The 18571-nt window shown below is 35.1% G+C and carries 18 protein-coding genes; 12 read left to right on the forward strand and 6 right to left on the reverse strand.

The features are described 5' to 3' along the window. The first annotated feature begins 88 nt into the window (after positions 1 to 88). Positions 89 to 373: a DUF4286 family protein gene (locus GOQ17_RS11155; RefSeq protein WP_159637475.1), complete on the forward strand. Its 285-nt coding sequence runs from the start codon at positions 89 to 91 to the stop codon at positions 371 to 373. Positions 374 to 405: 32 nt separating this feature from the next. Here GOQ17_RS11155 and GOQ17_RS11160 read toward each other — a convergent pair whose 3' ends face one another. The 5 genes from GOQ17_RS11160 to GOQ17_RS11180 are packed head-to-tail and all read right to left on the reverse strand — an operon-like array spanning position 406 to position 3921. Continuing rightward, entirely contained in the window at positions 406 to 666 is a 261-nt protein-coding gene (locus GOQ17_RS11160; protein WP_159637477.1) for a CAMCR motif-containing small membrane protein, read from the reverse strand. Between the two features lie 43 nt (positions 667 to 709). Beyond that, entirely contained in the window at positions 710 to 1405 is a 696-nt protein-coding gene (locus GOQ17_RS11165; RefSeq protein ID WP_159637478.1) for an RluA family pseudouridine synthase, read from the reverse strand. Positions 1406 to 1426: 21 nt separating this feature from the next. After that, entirely contained in the window at positions 1427 to 2416 is a 990-nt protein-coding gene (locus tag GOQ17_RS11170; protein WP_159637479.1) for an MlaD family protein, read from the reverse strand. A 13-nt stretch (positions 2417 to 2429) separates the two neighbouring features. Next, positions 2430 to 3203 (reverse strand): ABC transporter ATP-binding protein, encoded by a 774-nt coding sequence (locus GOQ17_RS11175; RefSeq protein ID WP_159637481.1) that lies wholly within the window; start codon positions 3201 to 3203, stop codon positions 2430 to 2432. 4 nt (positions 3204 to 3207) lie between these two features. After that, complete coding sequence (locus GOQ17_RS11180; RefSeq protein ID WP_317163272.1) at positions 3208 to 3921, reverse strand: MlaE family ABC transporter permease; 714 nt, start codon at positions 3919 to 3921, stop codon at positions 3208 to 3210. Positions 3922 to 4297: 376 nt separating this feature from the next. On the opposite strand from GOQ17_RS11180, the gene GOQ17_RS11185 reads away from it, so the two are divergent. From GOQ17_RS11185 to GOQ17_RS11210, 6 genes are all read left to right on the forward strand, one after another. Beyond that, the gene (locus tag GOQ17_RS11185) at positions 4298 to 5719 is read left to right on the forward strand and encodes a DUF6600 domain-containing protein (protein ID WP_159637483.1); all 1422 of its coding nucleotides are present in this window, start codon (positions 4298 to 4300) and stop codon (positions 5717 to 5719) included. A gap of 136 nt (positions 5720 to 5855) precedes the next feature. Beyond that, positions 5856 to 7034, forward strand: a complete 1179-nt coding sequence (gene pncB, locus GOQ17_RS11190) for a nicotinate phosphoribosyltransferase (protein WP_159637484.1) — start codon at positions 5856 to 5858, stop codon at positions 7032 to 7034. Beyond that, positions 7027 to 7728: a class I SAM-dependent methyltransferase gene (locus tag GOQ17_RS11195; RefSeq protein WP_159637485.1), complete on the forward strand. Its 702-nt coding sequence runs from the start codon at positions 7027 to 7029 to the stop codon at positions 7726 to 7728. Before pncB ends, GOQ17_RS11195 begins: the two co-directional genes overlap by 8 nt. Positions 7729 to 7837: 109 nt before the next feature. Next, positions 7838 to 8698, forward strand: a complete 861-nt coding sequence (locus GOQ17_RS11200) for a methylated-DNA--[protein]-cysteine S-methyltransferase (protein ID WP_159637487.1) — start codon at positions 7838 to 7840, stop codon at positions 8696 to 8698. After that, positions 8682 to 9287 (forward strand): alpha-ketoglutarate-dependent dioxygenase AlkB family protein, encoded by a 606-nt coding sequence (locus tag GOQ17_RS11205; RefSeq protein ID WP_159637488.1) that lies wholly within the window; start codon positions 8682 to 8684, stop codon positions 9285 to 9287. Before GOQ17_RS11200 ends, GOQ17_RS11205 begins: the two co-directional genes overlap by 17 nt. A 90-nt stretch (positions 9288 to 9377) precedes the next feature. Continuing rightward, positions 9378 to 12002 carry a M14 family metallopeptidase gene (locus GOQ17_RS11210; protein ID WP_159637489.1) on the forward strand — a complete coding sequence of 875 codons (2625 nt, stop codon included), beginning with the start codon at positions 9378 to 9380 and terminating at the stop codon, positions 12000 to 12002. A gap of 55 nt (positions 12003 to 12057) precedes the next feature. On the opposite strand, the gene GOQ17_RS11215 is transcribed toward GOQ17_RS11210, so the two are convergent. Further along, positions 12058 to 13062: a D-alanine--D-alanine ligase gene (locus tag GOQ17_RS11215; protein ID WP_159637491.1), complete on the reverse strand. Its 1005-nt coding sequence runs from the start codon at positions 13060 to 13062 to the stop codon at positions 12058 to 12060. Positions 13063 to 13190: 128 nt separating this feature from the next. Here GOQ17_RS11215 and GOQ17_RS11220 point away from each other — a divergent pair, with 128 nt between their 5' ends. The 5 genes from GOQ17_RS11220 to GOQ17_RS11240 are packed head-to-tail and all read left to right on the forward strand — an operon-like array spanning position 13191 to position 18476. Next, entirely contained in the window at positions 13191 to 13970 is a 780-nt protein-coding gene (locus GOQ17_RS11220; protein ID WP_159637492.1) for a PASTA domain-containing protein, read from the forward strand. 4 nt (positions 13971 to 13974) lie between these two features. Next, the gene (gene mltG, locus GOQ17_RS11225; protein ID WP_159637493.1) at positions 13975 to 15015 is read left to right on the forward strand and encodes an endolytic transglycosylase MltG; all 1041 of its coding nucleotides are present in this window, start codon (positions 13975 to 13977) and stop codon (positions 15013 to 15015) included. Between the two features lie 9 nt (positions 15016 to 15024). Continuing rightward, complete coding sequence (locus GOQ17_RS11230) at positions 15025 to 15432, forward strand: acyl-CoA thioesterase (protein ID WP_159637494.1); 408 nt, start codon at positions 15025 to 15027, stop codon at positions 15430 to 15432. Between the two features lie 6 nt (positions 15433 to 15438). After that, a complete protein-coding gene (locus GOQ17_RS11235; RefSeq protein ID WP_159637495.1) occupies positions 15439 to 16401 on the forward strand; it encodes a YihY/virulence factor BrkB family protein in 963 nt (320 codons plus the stop codon). An 8-nt stretch (positions 16402 to 16409) separates the two neighbouring features. Beyond that, positions 16410 to 18476 carry a hybrid sensor histidine kinase/response regulator gene (locus GOQ17_RS11240; RefSeq protein ID WP_159637497.1) on the forward strand — a complete coding sequence of 689 codons (2067 nt, stop codon included), beginning with the start codon at positions 16410 to 16412 and terminating at the stop codon, positions 18474 to 18476. Positions 18477 to 18571 lie beyond the last annotated feature (95 nt).

Below are 18571 nucleotides of genomic sequence, written 5' to 3' on the forward strand. Positions count from 1 at the left end.
CTATTCAAATAAAGTAATTTTTTAACATATTTTGAGAATTGCAACCTTAATTTTACAGCTTATGAAATTCTATTTCTAACTTTGCTATATGTATCTATATAACATATCGATTATAGTCGACAATGATCGACACGAGATTTTGATTCAATGGGTGAAAGAAAATTGGTTGAATACACTTCCTAATCAAGCTAAGTTTTTGAAATTATTAGATTCACCTCACGAAGGACAGACATATTGTGTTCAACTGGTTTTTGAACACCCTTCGGATATACCGACTTTTCAAAAAGAAAAATTAGCTATGCTGCAAGGATATATTGCCGAAAATCATTTAGAAAAAGCATTTCTATTTGATAGTACAATGAAATACTTGTAAAAAGCAAATACAAGTATTAAAAACAAAGTCTCCTAAAAAATAGGAGACTTTGTTTCTTTATGACGAAATTTTTTGTACCATAAGAATGCCACACCACCACCTATAAGAAAAGGCATAGCAAGTAAAAAAAGTATCCCATCGTTTAAACCTTTTCCTTGTGAGTTTCCATTTTGAGTACTATTTTCTGCATTCAAAGAACACATCGCACATTGCGCCTGTGCAACAGAAGGCATAAATATTTGTATACTTACACTAAGCATAAAACATACAAGAAGGCTACGGAATAATTTCATAATTCAAAGATAACTATTTATATATCAAAATCGTGTAAGAAAACTATTTCAAAAGCACATTAAACTTCTCCCAAAATCCATCTACTGGCAATGGTGCTTTTATGGTCATTTCTTCTTCTTTTACTGGGTGTAGAAAACATAGCGAACGAGAATGCAAACAGATAGTACGACGGATTGATCCACGTGGATAGCCATATTTGTTGTCACCAACTATAGGACAGCCCATATAAGCCAACTGACAACGAATTTGATGTGTACGGCCGGTAAGAGGATTTATTTCTAACAAATAATATCCGTCCAATTGACCTATTACTTCATAATCTAACTCAGCATAACTGCCATTTTTCACCTCGCGATCATACGCTTTGGTAACCATTTTTTTGCGGTCACGAAGTAACCAATTCTTTAATTTCCCTGCCTTTTGTGGAGGACGTTCTTTGACGACAGCAAAATAAGTCTTTTTCACTTTACGATCATGAAAAGCCTTATTCATTCGATCAAGCCCTTTGCTAGTCTTTGCAAGCAATATCATTCCACTCACAGGTCTGTCTAAACGGTGAATTACTCCAGCAAATGCTCCGTTGGGTTTGTTATATTTCTTAGCCAAAAATTCTTTGACCATATCTTCTAGAGACTTGTCTCCCGTATTATCTACTTGAACAATATCTCCACCTCGTTTATTTATAGCAATCAGATGGTTGTCTTCGTACAAGACATCCCTTTCTGTAATCTCTGGCATATGTATCTTAATGAAAACGAACTATTTAATCTCTTCAACTTCCTTATGAGCTTCTTTTTCTTTTTTCTTGAAAAATCCTCTAAACAAGAAATTACTTTGTAAAGCTTCCATATTTTGATCAAGTTTTTCTGTACTTGTATTCAAATTTTTCAGTATTTGTTTAATTTCGTTTGCCGCATCTGGATCATTTGTTAATACCCCGATAGCGTTATCTTTATCATTTAGACGTGCTGAAGTTTGATTTAAATTCTCCACGAGAGCATTGGCAGTCTGCGTAACTCCCTGCAATTGTGCAGCAGCATCACGTAATGAAGCAAACACTTTAGTATCTGTTGTCAAATCATGAATAAGCCCTTGATTACTATTTAATTTTTGTGTCAACGCAACCAAATTATTAACTGCAACATTTGCATCGGACATCACTTTATTCATCGTGGTTACAGAAGATTTTAAATTTGTAGCTATCCCGTCATCAGTCATTAATGCACCTACGGTACCCTTGCCATCAACCATTTGTTGAGATAGTTTGGCAAAATTTTGTGTTATCGTCGATAGATTAGCTCCATTTTCTTGAAGAAGGCCCATCATTTGCTCCATACCTCCACTTGGTCCTGAAGTCAAGACATCACCTTCTTCTATCTGAGGATTCTGCGCATTCCCACCGACTAAACTGATAATTGAATTACCAATCAAACCATCCGAACCCAAGGTAGCAATAACATCTTTACGAATAAATTGGCTATTTTTTTCCTCAATATTCATGGTTACTCTTACATTTTCGACTCCTTCAAAAGCAATATCTTTAATAATACCAACTTTTACACCAGAAAACCAAACATTGTTCCCTACTTTAAGCCCCTTTACATCTTTGAAATAAGTAGTAACTTTAATGTTTTTACTAAATTTATTTTGCTGTGTACCAATGACTAGTATCCCTGCGACTAATATTATTAGTCCAATAAATACGAAAAGTCCAACTATTAATGATCTTTTATTATCTGTAGCACTCATTACTAATGTTATATTATACTATAAAATTATAATCATAAAAAGGTTTGACACGAGCATCATCCGTGTCAAAAATCTCTTCAAATTTCCCTTGTCTTTCAAAACGTCCATCCAACAACATGACCATACGATCACCTACCATCTTAGCACATGCGAGATCATGTGTAATAATAATTGACGATGTTCTATATCTTTCTTGCACCTCGTTAATTAAGGTATTAATATCAAGACAAGTAATAGGGTCTAAACCTGCAGTCGGTTCGTCATACAACATAATATCAGGTCTCAATATTAATGTACGTGCAATACCAATTCTTTTTTTCTGTCCTCCAGAAAGTTCTGATGGCATTTGATTGATCGCTTGTGACAACCCTACTCCTTCTAATACATCTTCAACTTCCTTATCAATCTCTGCACGAGTCAAATTCCTTTTGTTCCTCACCAAAGGGAACTCCAAATTTTCACGGACCGTCATACTATCGTACAAAGCACTATTTTGGAATGAGAAGCCTATTTTAAGACGAAGCTGCATCAATTCACGCTCTTTCAAATCATTAACAACTTCTCCCAAAACATTAATTGTACCTGAGTCCGGTTTTAACAATCCAGATATAAGCTTAATTAATACCGATTTACCTGTACCAGATCTTCCTAATACAACTAGATTTTCTCCTCTGAATAATTTCAAATCTACATCACGTAGAATTTGACGATCTCCAAAAGACTTACTCAAGTTTTCGACATCGATAACTGCGTCATTATAGTCTATATTTGATTTTATCTTTTCCATTAGACTATGTAATTAAAGGTGTAATAACTGCTAATAATTGAACGATTAGCAATTCTTCTATGAATACAATAAACATCGAGGCAACTACAGCTGAATTCGCAGCCTTACCAACTCCCTCTGTGCCTTTGGAAGAATTATACCCTATGTAACAACTCGCAAACCCAATTGTAAATCCAAAAACAATAGCTCTTAATGTCATTGCGAATACATCAATAAACGCAATCTTATCAAATACCTGCGTAAAAAAACTTAATAAACTAAGTTGATCCTGTCCAATAATACTTAGATAACCTCCAAACAAACCTATTGCCGCGATATAAAAGCATAATACAGGAATCATAATAGTTGTAGCCAAGATTCTACTTACAACTAAATATTTAAATGGATTAGTACCTGAAACTTCCATCGCATCAATCTGTTCGGTGACATTCATAGAACTTAATTCTGCTCCAATCTGAGATCCAACTTTACCTGAAGCGATCAACGCCGTCACAAGTGGAGCTAAAGCTCTAACAATAGCAATAGATATTAATGCCGGCAACCAAGATGTTGCACCAAAATCTTCTAATGATGGACGAGATTGTTTAGTAAAAACGAATCCAACGATAAAACCAGTCAATCCAATAAGGGGAAAGGATTTCCACCCCACCTCATAACACTGACGGATAATCTCCTTAAATTCATACGGAGGACTCACTGCTTCTCGAAAAAAACGCATTAAAAAACGATGAATATTTGCGAATTCGAGGAGTAAACTATTGATTTTCCTTCCCATGTATATTTCTTGAGCGTATATAAAATTTTAAAGCGACTTTGTAAAGTACTGCGCAAATGTACGAATTTTTTAGGCGACCACTCTTACCCTATGACTAAAATTACAAATACCAATATTCGATAAATTGTTTTAAATAATTGTTAAAAACGAGCAGTATATTTTTAAAAATTACTTCACAAAGACAGTTTATCCTCAAAATAGAAATGGGAATATTACTCAAGTAAAAATATATTGAGCTAGCAATTAAACCCTCTTCAACATTTCGTTGTCATACTAACAAAATCAGCAAAAAGATTATTTACATTTTAATTCACATATTATGAAAAACTGGAAATCAACCCTCTATATGTCCGCGATACTAATCGCCCTTTCCAGCATTTTGTCTTTTAACACAGCGAAAGCTCAAGCTTATGGACAAGTTTCATTGGATATATTCTATGATGAACTGTCACCGTATGGCCACTGGGATATGGATCCTAATTATGGCGATGTTTGGTATCCAAATGAAGGGAGAAATTTCAGGCCATATAGTACAAATGGCTACTGGGCTATGACCGAGTATGGCAACACTTGGGTTTCCAATTACTCATGGGGATGGGCTCCGTTTCATTATGGTCGTTGGGTATATAACTCATATCGTGGATGGGGATGGATCCCAGGTTATGAATGGGGACCCGCTTGGGTAGAATGGCGTTCGGGTAATGGTTATTATGGATGGGCTCCGATGATGCCACATTATGGTGTCAGTATCTCTATACATATACCTATATCAGCTTGGTGCTTTGCTCCTGTAAGACATATTTATTCGCGCAATTTTCACCGTCATGCCTATTATGGCAGAACTAATATTTACAATAGAACTACCATAATAAATAATACGTATGTAGTGAACAATAATCATTATTATGGAGGACCTGCGCGCAGAGATATTGAAAGAGCAATCGGCCGTCGCGTAGAAGTTCGAAGTGTTAGACAATCTGATCGTCCAGGCGCATCACGCGTGGATAGTAGAAGTGTATCAATATATAGACCTGAGCGCGACAATAACAGAGCAACGACTAGCCGATCGGTCTCTTCGGAAAGAAGATCTTCTACATCTTCACGGGAAGGAAATAGAAATGAAAGTCGCACAGACAATAATAGAAGTGCTGCAAGAAGTGCGCAACGTGAAATGCATATTGGAAGCGATGGCAACACGACTATTCGAAATAGAAGTAATCAAACGAATGAGAGAGCTGTTTCAAATAGAAATTCGACTTCAGAAACGCAAAGAAATACGCAAAATAGAAGTTCAGAAAATACAAACCGTAATACTGACAGAAGTGTAAGAACTGTGGAACGCAGTCCAGTTTCGACTAATGGACGTGCAAATCGCGAAAGTGGAAATTTACAAAAAAGAGAATCTGTTACTTCAAGAAGTACTTCACAGCCACAGCGTGCAGAGAGAAATCAACCGCAACGTGTGGAGAGATCAGAAACTCCAAGGGCAGAAAGAGCACAACCTCAACGTCAAGAACGTACTCAACCACAAAGAGAACAGAGAACACAAGAGCGAAGTGTGAAAAGCAGTACTCCTGTACAACAAGCTTCAAATACACGAAGCTCTCAACATTCAAGTTCTAGTGTAGCGCGATCATCTACTCCTAGAGTAGAACGTTCCGCTCCTTCTTCAAGCGGTAGATCAGCTGGTACTACACAACGCGGAGAGTCTGGAGGAAGTTCAGAACGCAGCAGAAGATAACAACGAATAAAAATTATAATTATCTATTTAGCGAGTTAAGTCATGTTAGCTCGCTTATTTTATGTAATTTCGGTTAAATTTTGATCGCACAAGCATAGCTTAATAGCAGAGGTTTCATCTTTTACAAGAAATTCTTATGGCAAAACTCGAATCCATCTTAGATAATGATTTTTACAAGTTTACGATGCAATATGCTGTAGTTAAACTTTTCCCCAGAGCGAAAGCTAAGTATCAATTTATCAATAGAGGCAAACATAAATACCCAGAAGGATTTGCAGAAAGATTGAAAGATGCTATTCACGAATTAGGTAAACTTAAATTATCCAAAGAAGAAAAGATTTTCTTTGCTGAAACTTGTCCCTATATCGATCCGACGTATTTTGATTTTTTACAAGGATACCGTTATGATCCAGATGAGGTAAAAATAACGCAGAATGGTACTGACTTGACAGTAAAAATCGAAGGTTATTGGTATCGCACAATACTCTGGGAAGTACCAATTATGTCGTTGATTTGCGAATTGTATTATGAAATAACAGGTCTTCAACGTGTTTCAGACGAAGAGGTTGCTGCTATTGTTGAAAACAAGATGCAGAAATACGACAAGTTGGACATCACTATTGCGGATTTTGGAACAAGACGTCGTCATTCGTTTGAAGTACATGATTTGGTTATTAAGACACTTAAAAACCACAAATCCAAAACATTCATCGGAACAAGTAATGTATATTTTGCGATGAAATATCAAACTAAACCAATCGGTACCCACGCGCACGAGTGGTTTATGTTCCATGCTGCAAAGTTTGGTTATAAAATGGCAAACTTATTAGGGTTAGAAAATTGGGCGAATGTATATCGAGGGGATTTGGGTATTGCTTTGTCAGACACCTACACTACAGAAACTTTTTTCAAACAGTTTGATAAGAAATTGACAAAATTATTTGATGGCGTGCGCCACGATTCGGGAGATGCTATTGAGTTTGCGCAAAAAACCATCAATCATTACCAAAGCAAAGGAATTGATCCAAATTCGAAGACCATTATTTTCTCCGATGGATTGGACTACAATAAAGTAGAACGTATTGTGAACTTTTGCAAAGGAAAGATTGGTATTTCATTCGGGATAGGCACGGACTTCACAAATGATGTAGGTTTAGAACGTATGAATATTGTATTGAAAATGACAGAAACCCTACCAGAAGATGGAGAATGGACTCCGGTTATCAAACTTTCAGATGAAGCAATGAAACATACGGGCGATCCGGCGGAGATTAAAATGGCAAAGAGATATTTACACATTGATGGGCATGCATAGAGACGTATACGGAGAAGCTTTAGCTGAGTATTTTGAAAAAGAAGAATTAACTGTTCCCTTGTTATTACATAGTACATATGGTGATATTGAAGAAATGCCTGTAGAAGTCTTTTTTCGTGATGCGGAAGATTTTCCTGAATTAGAGTTTATTGCACTTTCACTTTGTGATGGAAAAGTATTGGATGTCGGCGCAGGTGTAGGCGCACATGCTCTGTATTTGCAAGAGAAGAATTTTGATGTCGTAGCTTTAGAAATTTCGAAAACGGCTTGTAATATTATGCAGCAGCGCGGAGTCCAAAAGATTGTTCAACAAAACTTTTTCGCTTTAGCAAATCAAGAATTCGACACGCTCCTATTTCTAATGAATGGGATTGGTTTAGCGGGTACAATTGATGGATTTAGAAAGTTGTTAGTACACAGCAAGACGTTATTAAGTGAAAAAGGTCAGTTGCTTTTCGATAGTTCGGACATTTCCTATTTGTATGACGAATACCGCATCCAAAGGCCAGAATATTATTTCGGAGAAATTGGCTACCAATATGAATTCAATGGAGTGAAAGGAGAACCATTCAAATGGCTATACTTAGATCAGGAGACTTTGATTAAAGTTGCTCATGAAGAAGGGTGGGTAGTTCAGATTCTTTTTGAAGATGAAAACGATCAGTACTTGGTGCGAATGGAGCCAAGGAAGTAAATTTTACTATCATTCTATTCAAATTGACACCTCAATTTCGACATAATAATACAATTTATTTCAGCAATTTTCGGATTGTATAGACGAAAAAGAAGTGAGACATTTGTGTATGGAGATATCAGAAAAGAACTTGAATTACAACCGAATAGCTAAAGCAATTGCTTTCATTCAGGTAAATTTCAAAAAGCAACCTAGTTTGGCTGAAATTGCTACGCATGTACATTTAAGTCCTTTCCATTTCCAAAGATTATTTCAAGAATGGGCGGGGACCACTCCAAAGAAATTTCTGCAGTATATCAGTTTGCAACACGCCAAACAGGTTTTAAAAGAATCCAAGTCAACAGATATTGCGACTTATGATACGGGATTAAGTAGTACAAGTCGTTTGCACGAGCTTTTTGTCAAGATCGAAGCGATGACACCTGCTGAATACAAAAATGGAGGATCAGAACTTTTTATCAATTATAATACTTATGAAACCCTATTTGGATCTATTTGTATTGCTTCAACTAACAAAGGTATTTGCCACATAGCCTTTGTAGAGCAAGATGAAGAAGCTTTAGAAAGCTTAATAATAAATTTCCCAAATGCAACCTTCCTACACAACGATGAAACAGATCATCAAAATGTCGTAGATTTTTTTAATAATACTAAAACCCATTCCTCTCCCCTTCATTTGCATTTAAAAGGCACTCCTTTTCAGCTCAAAGTGTGGGAAGCCTTATTAAAAATACCAGAAGGGAAATTGAAAACATATGGAGAAATAGCCAACTCTATTGGTAATCCAAAATCTTCAAGGGCTGTAGGAACAGCTATAGGTAGCAATCCTATTGCTTTTCTAATACCGTGTCATCGTGTGATTCAAACTTCTGGACTATTTGGCGGTTATATGTGGAAGCCTATTCGCAAAACAGCGATTATTGGGTGGGAGCAGGCGCAAATAAATGTTGAAAATGAGGAAACTATTTAACACAGCAGATCCATCCAAAAATCATTTACCATATGATGGTACTGTGAATTACTTTGGAAATATTATCGCAAATCCAGATTCATATTTTCAAAAATTGTTGGATGAAGTTAGCTGGCAGCATGATCAAGCCATGATTTTCGGGAAACTTGTAACGACCAAACGTAAAGTAGCTTGGTATGGCGATGATGCATTCTCTTATAAGTATTCAGGAATCGAAAAAGTAGCTTCCCCGTGGAACACTACGCTTCTTGACCTGAAAAAAATCGTTGAAGCAAATAGTGGAGAAACATTTAATTCTTGTTTGCTGAACCTCTACCACGATGGCAACGAGGGAATGGCTTGGCACAGTGATGGCGAAAAGGATTTAAAGAAAAATGGGGCTATTGCGTCAGTAAGTTTCGGTGCAGAACGTAAATTTTCATTTAAACATAAAATTACGAAGGAAAAGATTGATCTTTTTTTGGAAGATGGTTCCCTACTTATTATGAAGGATGAAACCCAAACGTATTGGTTGCATCGACTACCTCAATCGAGAACAGTTTGCACACCGCGAATTAATCTTACTTTTAGAACAATTCTCGAAAAATAGAATGTAACAATTGTAAACACCCACTACACTAATGTAGCTTTTACCACAATCTTCTTTATCTTTATTTAACACTACCAATTTTCTATGTTGATGAAGAAAATATATTTTTTAATCTTATTTATTGCGCAGTTTCATTTATCAACTGCACAAGTAACTACTCCCAAAGAGCACTTTGGATTTGCTATTGGTGATGACTACCATTTGGCAAATTTCACTCAAACAGAGGCTTATTTCAAAAAATTAGCCGAACAATCAGGTCGAATTCGCTATCAAGTCATCGGGAAGACTGAAGAAGGCAGAGATCAACCTATGCTAATTATTTCCGCACCGGAGAATCTTGCCAAACTTGAGCATTTCAAATCTATCGCCCAAAAATTAGCCCGTGCTGAATTACCTGAAACCGAAGCAAAGCAACTCGCTAAAAAAGGAAAATCTGTTGTTTGGATTGACGGGGGATTGCATTCCACAGAAACTGTTGCAATGCACCAGCTCATTCAAATCGCCTACCTTCTGGCAAGTCAACAGAATGACGAAACAAAAAACATACTTCAAAACAGCATCATACTTCTTACTCATGCGAATCCAGATGGACAAGAGTTGGTTAGTAATTGGTATATGCGTGAAGAAACTCCTGAAAAACGTTCATTAGCAAATCTTCCTAAGCTATACCAAAAGTATGCTGGACATGACAATAATCGAGATTTTTTCATGCTCAACTTGAAGGAATCTCAAAATATCGCAAGACAGCTTTTCATCGAGTGGAATCCACAAATAATGTACAACCATCACCAAACAGCACCTGCTGGAGCTGTAGTGGCAGGCGCACCATATCGTGATCCTTTCAATTATGTTTTCGACCCTTTAGTTATTACGGGAATTGAATCCTTGGGAGCTGCAATGGCTTCACGCCTTTATGCAGAAAACAAACCTGGTTACACGCAAAGAGGTGGTTCGGTTTTCTCTACTTGGTACAATGGAGGATTACGCACAACTACCTATTTTCACAATACAATTGGATTATTAACCGAGATCATTGGTGGTCCCAATCCATTTGAGATACCTTTAGTTCCTTCACGATTAATTCCAAATAGCAATACACATAATCCTGTCATCCCACAAACATGGCATTTCAAACAATCAATTGAATATTCTACTTCATTGAATTATGCAGTTTTAAACTATGCTGCAAAATTTAAAGAAGAATTACTGTTCAATATTTACAGAATGGGAAGAAATTCTATAGAAAAAGGGAATCAAGATACATGGTCCTTATCTCCAAGTAAAGTAGCTGTAGTAGAAAAAGCTATTGAGAACCTAAAGGTGCAAAACGAAAATCTTAATAATCAACGCGGTAACCCGAGACAAGCATTAGATTCGCTATTGAAAAATTCCAATTACAGAGATCCACGTGGATATATCATTTCAGTACAACAAGAAAATCCCGAAACTACAATTAAATTTTTAAATGCATTATCCGCTAATGGCATACGTATCGAACAAGCTAGAGAACCTTTTGTATACGAAGGAATGCAATATCCTGCAAACAGTTATTTAATTAGAACTAATCAAGCATTTCGTCCACATATCCTAGATATGTTTGAAGCTCAAGACCATCCAAATGATTTTGAATATGCAGGCGGCCCTCCTATTCCTCCTTATGACGCTGCTGGCTGGACTTTAGCTTACTTGATGCACATTAACTTTTATCGTGCCTTTGAAGAAGTGAAAGGCAATTTTGAAACACTTCCTTTTGGAGAAAAACTTATTGTCGCTGCAAAGGAAACATCGCGTGGTAAATTCTTAGTAATAAATAACTCAGATAATGAAATATTTCGAATTACTAATGAATTATTAAAAAGAAATGTAAAAGTTTACCGTGACGAGAGAGGTAATTTTATCTTCCCTAATAACTCTATTGCAAAGGAACTGTTAGGGAAAACAAACCTCGTATCAACAAGTCTTACTCAATTGCCAAAGTCTATTAAAGCTATCAAATCTTTGCGTATTGGTCTTTGGGATACCTATGGTGGTAGTATGCCATCTGGATGGACACGATTTATATTTGAAAAATATGATTTTGATTTCAAATTAATTTATGCTCCTGACTTGGATAAAGGAGATTTAAATAACGAATTTGATGTTATTATATTGCCAAGTAATGCATTGCTTCGAGACGCTACAAGTTTGGTTCCTGAGAATATACCACAACCTTTTGCTTCGCAATGGGGATTTATGACACCTGAAAAAACAATTCCGCAATTGGAAAAGTTTATCAAAAATGGCGGCCATCTAATTTCAATTGGTAATAGTTCTAGAATTGTTGAAGATTTTAAAATCGGCGTAGTTAATCATCTAGTTGATAACGAGAATAAACCATTGAAGCGCGAAGTTTATTATACACCTGGTTCGGTTTTAAAAGCATCGTTGGATAACACATCAAAATCAGGATTAGGATATCCTTCAGAAATAGATTTTTATTTCGCTAATAATAATGTCTATAAAATTGTTGATTCTTCCATAAAACCACTCATGTGGTTTTCTTCTGAAAAAGTATTGAAAAGTGGATGGTCTTGGGGAGAAAAATACCTCAAAGATGGAGTTATTGGCTTTGAAAAAACGATGGAAAAAGGAAAACTAACAGTATTTACACCTGACATTACGTTTAGAGCTCAGGCTCATGGGACCTTCAAACTTCTTTTTAACAATTTATATTAAAACGTAAAGAGAGCAAGATTGACATCTTGCTCTCCTTACGTTTTATAAATGCTTATTACTTTACTAAAGCAGCCTCAATTAATTCACTATAAAAATCGGATTCTTTCATCCCAAATGCGCGAACTTGTTGTGGAATAAAGCTTTGCGCTGTTTGACCAGGAATCGTATTGATTTCAATAAAATAGAATTTGTCTGTATCATTTTCTAAGAAGAAATCGACACGAACCATACCTTTACAATTCAATCGAATATAAATTTCTTTAATGATGCGTGCGGCACGTTCTTGTTGTTCTTGAGTTAAATCCGCAGGCGTAATCTCCTCTGTTAAACCAGGAACATATTTCGCTTCAAAATCGAAAAACTCACGTGTTGTCTTTACTTCTGTAGCAGGAAGTACCACCAGTTCACCTTTTGAATTTCTAAAAATCCCTTGTGAAAACTCCCTACCAGACACAAATTCTTCCACCAAAACTTGAGCTCCTGTATTTTCAGCATCATATGCCTTATCCAAAGCTTCTTGCAATTCATCAGCAACTTTTACTTTACTCATTCCAATACTAGAACCTCCTGCATTTGGTTTCACAAAATATGGCAAGTTTAATTTTGATTCAACTAATTGAACCGCTTCGGATCTATGGTTCTCAAAAAGCAATACAGATTTAGCAACATTCAATTCAGAAATATCAGCTATAATCGCTTTTGTATAACCTTTGTTCATAGTCAGCGAAGAAGTCAAAGCACTACAAGAAGTATATGGCAAACCAACCATATCAAAATAGCCTTGTAAGCGCCCATCCTCCCCTGGAGTACCGTGAAGTATGATGAAAGCTACATCAAAATTGATTTTAACATTATTTAACAACAAGGAAAAATCATCCTTTAGAATGTCATGTTTATCACCGTTTTCATCTACGTAATACCATCCTTGTGAGGTAATATCTACTAAATATACATCATATTTATCTTTGTCTATTTGACTGTAAACAAATTTTGAACTTTTGTAAGATACCTCAGCTTCACCTGTATATCCACCTGTGACTAATGCTACTTTTGTTTTCATATTAAGGGTTTCTGTTCGCAAATATAATTTGTGATACACGGAAAAACGAATATTTTTGCTGAATATTAGTTATGTTAATACACAATAGATAACTTAACTTTACATCAAGAAAATAAAAACACATAGGGATGTCCAAACTATTACTTTATCTTAAAACTGATACGTTCAGAAAAAACCTCATTTATGCTTTAATTGTTATAGCTGGTCTATTCTTAACTGTATATATTGGGTTGCGCATCTATACCAAGCACGGTGATGCACAAGAAGTCCCTATACTGAAAGGTCTTACTATCGACGAAGCTAAAGATTTATTAGATAAAGCGGGACTGGAATATAAAGTTGACTCCATATACCAAATGGATGCTAAGCCCGGTTTAGTGATAGAGCAAAATCCATCACCAACTGCTTTGGTTAAAAGTGGACGTACCATCTATCTTACTATTATTACACAGGTCGCGCCAGATGTGGAATTTCCGAATATCATTGAAAAAAATCTAATTGAAGCCCAAGCTATTCTTAATAATGCTTCTTTAAAAATTGGAGATACTATTTACATCAACGATATCGCAAGAGATGTGGTATTGGATGCAAAATTTGCAGGAGTATCTATCAAAACAGGACGTCAAATAGCTAAAGGTTCTAAAATCACGCTTGTATTGGGTAATGGTCGTGGAGCAAACGAAGTAGAAATTCCAACTTTGACAAATTTGACTTTATCCGAAGCTAAATTTGCATTAATAGGATTAGGTCTTACAGTAGGAAAAATTTCTGGAAATATAATCGATTCTGCTTCAGCACGTGTGATCAGTCAATCCCCAGATTCTACTTCACGATTTATAAGTATTGGTTCCCCAATTAATTTAGAATTAGCAAACGACATTACCCCAACAGAAAATCTTCCAAATTAAACACATGGATACATCGAAAAAATTCCCTAAGTGGTTAGGAATTACCATTGCAATAATACTTGCAGTAGGATTAATTGTTGGTTACAAAGTATATCAGGTTTTTCTAGGCGCTTCTGTGACGGATAATCAAAAATATCTATACGTACACACCAACGACACCTACGAAAACGTCTTAAGCAGAATCCGTACAGATAAGATTGTAAAAGATGCTGATGAATTTAATTATGTGGCTAAAGCCATGAAATATCCTAATTCGGTGAAAGCCGGTCGATATAAATTAGAAAAAGGAATGAGTAACAGAAGATTGATTGGTAATCTTCGTGGCGGCTACCAGGAACCAGTTTCATTACGTTTTTCTAACATTCGCTTGAAAGAAGATTTTGCAGGCTTTTTGGGAAGAAATTTTGAACAAGATTCTTTGCAATTTATTTCATTATTAACCAATCAAGCTGAAGCAGAAAAATACGGTTTCACAACAGATAATTTTTATACAATGTTTATTCCAAACACGTATCAAATTTATTGGAACACTTCTGCTGATAAAGTAATAGAAAGATTTCATGAGGAATACAAGAAATTTTGGACAGCTGAGCGGTTAGAAAAAGCAAAGAAACAAAATTTGACTCCAATAGAAGTTTCCATTTTAGCATCAATAGTTAGAGGTGAAGCATTACACAATGATGAAATGCCGATGATCGCAGGACTATATCTGAACAGATTAAAAAAAGGCATGTTATTGCAAGCGGACCCTACAGTGATATTTGCGAACAATGATTTCTCAATCCGACGCGTCTTGAACAGACATTTGACTATTGACAATCCATACAACACATATCGCTATAAAGGATTGCCTCCAGGACCTATCAATATGGCTCCTATTGTTGCTATCGACGCAGTTCTCAATCCTGCGAACCATGACTATATCTATATGTGTGCAAAAGAAGATTTTTCTGGTTATCACGCTTTTGCTGTTAATGTAGCTGAACATCTTGTGAATGCCCGAAAATTTCAAAAAGCATTAGACGAAAGAAATATCAAAAAATAATACCAATCCATGTTTGTACACGAAGAAAAAATTAGGGTAAGATATGCAGAAACGGATCAAATGGGATACGTTTACTATGGAAATTATGCGGCATATTATGAAGTGGCGCGTACCGAAATGCTTCGCACAACAGGTTTTTCATACAAAGAATTAGAAGAAATGGGTGTAATGATGCCCGTTTTGGAGATGAATATACAATATAATCAACCTGCTAAATATGACGAATTGCTTACTGTCAAAGTCATTATAAAAGAAAAGCCTGCTGTTCGTATTAAATTCGATTACGAAGTTTACAACGAAAAAGGTGCACTCCTAAATACAGGAAATACACAGTTGGTTTTTGTTGATATGGCACGCAATAGACCATGCAAGGCACCAGATGTATTTATGAAGAAAATGGAACCCTATTTCCAGTAAATTAAAATGAAAAAGCTCCATAACCGATTATTATTGTTAAAACCATACTACGATATGGTCGAATGGAGCAAAACAGCAATCATACCTGGCTTTGGAAAACTACCACTATACACCGTAGCCACGTTTTTCTTTCAAGAAATTTCTAGAGAATCCATTCTAAACAAAGCCTCTAGTCTTTCTTATAATTTTATGCTAGCCATCTTTCCTGGCATTATTTTTCTTTTCACACTTATTCCTTATATTCCAGTTGACAATTTTCAAGAGAAGCTACTAGAGTTTTTTGAAGTCGTGATGCCCACAGATGCCTTTTCTGCAATTAAAAATACCTTAGAAGATATCATTAAAAATCAAAATGGTGGCTTACTATCATTTGGTTTTCTATTAGCTACCTTTTTCGCAACGAACGGCATGACCAATTTAATGATGGCCTTCAATAAAGCATCATTGACACGTGAAAATCGAAAATGGCTCATCAGAAGAGCTGTTGCCCTTGCACTATCCATTGCAATTATCACTGCTCTTGCATTAGGGATAGGCGTATTCACAGCTGTCGGTTTTATAATAAATTATCTTAAAAATAGTATAGATTATGATATAGCCTGGTTATGGACTTTTCTTCTAAAAATATCACGCTGGTGCATACTTTTTCTTATCTATTTTCTCACAGTTGGCTTAGTCTACAAGTATGGTCCATCAAGTTCGAAGCATTGGAAAATTTTTAGTCCTGGAGCAATGCTTGCCACAATACTTGCCATTTTAACATTTTCAGGTTTTGCATTTTACATTAATAATTTTAACGCTTACAACAAACTATATGGCTCAATCGGGACGATAATTGTAATTATGATTTGGATGTATTTAAATTCATTAATAATTTTGATAGGCTTTGAACTTAACACTAGCATTATTTTATCAAAACAAAGCATCAAAATTGTTAAAAGAAAACTACATAATCAATTCAAATCATAGCTTAATTAATGATAGAAAAAGAGATTAATTCAAGAAATAGAATTAGAACTATTTTACTAGTTGCGACCGTCACCCTCTTTCTCTTAATCACTACTATTTTTTTTATTAGTATAAACTATTTCGATGCTGTCCATAAGCGAATTTCGAACCTAATTGAACTAACAAATTATAAGGATTCAACGCATGAAAACGCCGTCCACTACTTCTTAGAGGCTGAAAATCAATTTAGACAATATTCGTTAGACTTAGATCTGATTTATTACAAGAACTACGAACATAACCTTGAAAAATTACACGAGAAAATTCAAGAAATAATAGCATTACATAAAGAAGATAGACTCAAAAATCTTAATGATCAAACTACCATTTCTAGATATAACAAATACAATGAAATAGACAATACTATTTCCAAACTTAGGAATCTATCGGCATTGGTAGACTCGGTTCAAGAGCATATTGTAAGTCCATCATTAACATCCCCTCCGACAACTAAAAATCTTACAATTGATGTCAATAAAGTAATTAAAACGCCACAAATTCAAGAAAAGTCAGTTCTAAGCAATTTTCAAAAATACACTTCTCCAAAAGTGATAGATGAGGAAGCAATTAATACGTACAATCAAGAAATAAAAGATTTTTCAGAATCACAACATGATCATTTTGACAAATTCAAAAGATCTTTTGAATCACTTAGAAAATCCGAACGTGAATTACTGTCTAGTCATTTCACTTTTTTACATAGCATTTATCAAAATTTGGCAGAAATAAATGACTTTCAAGCAATAAAACAAAAGCAACTATTACAGATCGAGCACGAGGACTTATTGATTCAATCCAATAAGCTTACTTGGCTAACTATTATATGCCTGGTATTCATTTTCATACTTATATTTATTATGATTTATTATCAATTTCACAATAAATATTATGAACAACAATTGATTCAAGAGCAACAATACGCAGCTAAATTGGCATCTGAAAAATCGGATATCCTTGCCGAAATCAGTCATGAGATCCGCACTCCGATCAATTCTTTGATTGGTATTATTGATTTATTACGCAAACAATCGAACATTTATTCCGAAAAGGAGCAATTGTTTCTTGATTCTGCCTATTCAAATATTTCGAATACATCTAGAACTATAAATGACATCTTAAACCTTAGCAAGATGGACTATTCTTCAGTGTTACATCTAGAAGATTTTGATATAGAAGACTTAGCGAATGACATATATTTAATACATAAAAGCCAAGCAGAGATTAAAAATATCGATTTAGAACTAATAATTGAGGAAGATACTGCAACAATTATTCATTGTGATAAACTGAAAATAAGACAAATACTCACAAATTTAATCTCTAATGGGATTAAATATACTATGCAAGGAAAAGTTTCCTGTCTGATAAAGATCAATGACCTCCACAATTTGTACTTCAAAATTTCTGATACTGGCTTAGGCATACCAGAGAGTATGCAGTCAAATATCTTTAAAAAATATTTTACTAAAAATGATGAAAATAAACTCAGCAATGGAATAGGTCTCGGACTTTATATCACCAAAAGGCTGGTAAAACAATTACAAGGATCTATAAATTTCACTAGCAAGGAGGATTTTGGTAGTACTTTTATTATTGAGATTCCTATACCTAAAGCAAAAAAGAAAAATAAACCTGCTTTGCTTTACAATAGTCTAGCTGAATTGCCACAAGAAATTTCATGGCTATTGGTAGATGACAATATATTAAACATTCTGTATCTAAAGCAATATTTCAAAAACTTTAAAAATGTCAAGACAGCCTCGAATGGGTTGGAGGCATTAGAAATTTTAAAAGATTACACTCCCAATATTATTATTACCGATATCAATATGCCCATTATGACAGGAGACGAATTATTGGAGTATATAAAACAAAACCCCATGCTAAATGAAGCGAAAGTAATAGCAACTTCATCAGACTATGAACAAATTAAAGAACTAGAGGTAAAAAGAAATACTAAATTCGACAACACAATTATCAAACCCTTTAATGAGAAGGATCTTGTAAAAGTTATCTTTAATACGATAAAAAATTAATTATTACCTCGACTAATTTTCGAAACCCCTATGAATTTCAAGTTGTTAACGAGCGATTATTCTGACTTAGAAGAAACTTTCTGCATGCATTTTCC

The organism is Sphingobacterium composti, assembly GCF_009829075.1.
Classification (GTDB): domain Bacteria; phylum Bacteroidota; class Bacteroidia; order Sphingobacteriales; family Sphingobacteriaceae; genus Sphingobacterium; species Sphingobacterium composti.